The organism is Bradyrhizobium sp. NBAIM14, from assembly GCF_020193895.1.
Classification (GTDB): Bacteria; Pseudomonadota; Alphaproteobacteria; order Rhizobiales; family Xanthobacteraceae; genus Bradyrhizobium; species Bradyrhizobium yuanmingense.
Genome location: NZ_JADYVQ010000054.1, coordinates 1 through 2,645 on the forward strand (window position 1 = coordinate 1; position 2,645 = coordinate 2,645).

General features: G+C 64.4%; 2 protein-coding genes. Both read right to left on the reverse strand.

The window, feature by feature from the left end; genetic code table 11:
- Nucleotides 1-128: 128 nt before the first annotated feature.
- Entirely contained in the window at nt 129-938 is an 810-nt protein-coding gene (gene istB, locus I6F28_RS36930) for an IS21-like element helper ATPase IstB (RefSeq protein WP_225143907.1), read from the reverse strand.
- A complete protein-coding gene (istA, locus tag I6F28_RS36935) occupies nt 935-2,449 on the reverse strand; it encodes an IS21 family transposase (protein WP_524536134.1) in 1,515 nt (504 codons plus the stop codon). Before istA ends, istB begins: the two co-directional genes overlap by 4 nt.
- Nucleotides 2,450-2,645: the final 196 nt, after the last annotated feature.

A 2,645-nucleotide genomic window follows, 5' to 3' on the forward strand; every position in this document is an offset into this window, starting at 1 on the left:
TATAGCGCGACAATCTGGGTGGGAAGCGCACGACAATCAGGATGGCGAGTCGGTGTCGCGGCGAGGTGATGATTGCCGCGTTAATTGTCGCGCGCAAGAGTTTTTTGAACTCTGATTGTCGCGGAGCGTCAATCAGAGACGGTTTTGGGTGTCGCATGTGACGGCGGGCGTCCAGGTCCGCGTTTTCGTTCGAGCGCGGTCCGCCTGCGATAGCTTTCGACGTTCATCTCGACGATGGTAGCGTGGTGGACAAGCCGATCGATGGCGGCGAGGGTCATAGCGGGGTCCGGGAAGACCCTGTTCCATTCGCCGAATGGCTGATTGGCTGTGATCAGCATCGAGCGTCGCTCGTAGCGTGCGCTGATGAGTTCGAACAGCACGCTGGTCTCGGCCTGGTCCTTGGTGACGTAGGCCAGGTCATCGAGGATCAGGAGATCGAAGCGATCAAGGCGGTTGATGGCGGCCTCGAGGTTGAGCTCGCGCCGCGCCACCTGGAGCTTTTGCACGAGATCGGTGGTTCTGGTGAAGAGAACGCGCCATCCGTTCTCGATCAGAGCGAGGCCGAGAGCACTTGCGAGATGGCTCTTTCCGCCACCGGGCGGGCCAAACAGCAGCAAATTGGCGCCCTTGCCCAGCCAGCCGTCGCCGGCGGCGAGCGCGGTGACCTGCGCCTTGGAGACCATCGGCACGGCCTCGAAGTCGAAGTTGTCGAAAGTCTTTCCGGCTGGCAGCCGTGCATCAACGAGGTGGCGCTCGATGCGACGGCGGCTGCGTTCAGCGATCTCGTGCTCGGCAATGGGGAGGAAGCGGGCCGCCGGCCAGCCTTCCTTGTCGGACTGCTCAGCAAATTGCGGCCACAGCACCTTGATGGCGGGCAGCCGCAGCTCGTTGAGCAACAGATTGAGGCGCGCGGTGTCGACGGTGTTGGCCGTGTTCATGCGGCACCTCCGATCTCGGCGGTGCCGATAAGGCACTCATAGGCGGCCAGTGGCGCGAGATGCACCACGACCTGCGGCACACGGGCAGGATCGGGCGCGAAGTGCGTGCGCAGCTGTCCGAGATCGGGCAATTGGCCGGCGTCCAGGTCAGCGGCGAGCTGACCGGCGAGTTCGGCCTCGCAGCCGCGCTCGTGCGCCAGCGCAAGCAGATCGACCATGAGCCGGCAGGCTTTCTTGTCCGGCAGCCGTTCGCGCAAACGATCGAAGGTCTTCCGATAGGCATCGCGCGGGAACAGCCGATCACGGTAGACGAGATTGAGCAGCGCCATCGGCTTGCGCCGCAAGGAATGGATCACGTGCCGATAATCGACGACCTGGTCGTGCTTGCCGTTGGGATGCGGCCGCCCACGCTGCAGGGTGACGAGATGGGTGCCGCCGACGAACACGTCGAGACGATCATCGTAAAGGCGCACCCGCAGCTGGTGGCCGATCAGGCGTGACGGCACGGTGTAGAACACCTTGCGCAAGGTGAAGCCGTCGCTTGACGTCACGCGGACAATCACCTCCTCGTAGTCCGAGGTGCGGCGATCTGGCAATGCCTGCAGGGTAGCGCGCTCGTGGTCGATGCGCTTGGCGTTGCGGGCATTGCGGCGGCTGACGATCTCGTCGATGAAGCCGCGGTAGGCGGCGAGATCATCGAAGTCGGCAGTGCCGCGCAACAGCAGCGCATCGGCGATCGTCCGCTTGAGATGGCCATGCGAGCTCTCGATCGCCCCATTCTCATGGGCGATGCCGCGATTGTTGCGGGAAGGCCGCATGCCGTAATGGGCGCAGAGGTCCTCGTACCGCCGGGTCAGATCGTCCTGAGCATTCCGGTCCAGATTGCAGAAGGCGGCCGACAGACTGTCGGTCCGATGCTCCCGCGGCGCGCCGCCGAGCGACCACAGAGCATTCTGCAGCCCTTCGGCCAAGGCGACGAAGCTCTCGCCACCGAGCACGACATGCGCGTGCTCAAAGCCGGAATAGGCCAGCCGGAAGTGATAGAGGCGATGATCGAGCGGCACGCCCGCAATGGTGACCCCGAGCTCGCCCATGTCGGTGAAGTCGGACAGGCCGACCTGACCCACTTCGTGGGTCTGACGGAAGATGACTTCCTGCTCCTCGCCGTGGATTGCCCGCCAGGCGCGGATCCGGCGCTCCAGCGTGCGGCGGATTCCAGCCCCGAGCTCAGGGTGGCGGCGCAACATCTCCTCGAAGATCGCGACAGCCCGCACGCCGGGGGCCGCCTTCAACATCGGTACGACCTCGGTCTCAAAAACACCGGCCAACGGGTCCGGTCGGCGCCGGCCGCGGGCTCCCTTCTTCTGCGATGGGAGCCTTCGATCCTTCTCGAAGCGATACGCGGTCGAGGTACTGAACGACGCCTTGGCGGCGGCCACTGGCGGGGTATCGGTCTGACGGTACTTCATGTAGAGCCTCATCTGGTGATCGGTAATGTATCGGCCTGGCAAGCGAGTGATTCCTCTTGGCGGAAGAACCACTTGCACAACCAGCCGGCCGCGATCACCAGTCGGCGCGGTCCCCTGTGGATCGCGCCGACGCCGGGCTCGTAACTCCGGTCGGGCTACGCCCTCCCTGCGTCACGAGCCCGGCGAAGCTCTCTCATCCTGATTGACGCTCCACTGTCACCCTGATTGCCGCGCGGCA

Excerpts from the sequence above, each read along its gene's own strand:
- istB (WP_225143907.1), bottom strand. The coding sequence starts at position 938 with ATGAACACGGCCAACACCGTCGACACCGCGCGCCTCAATCTGTTGCTC.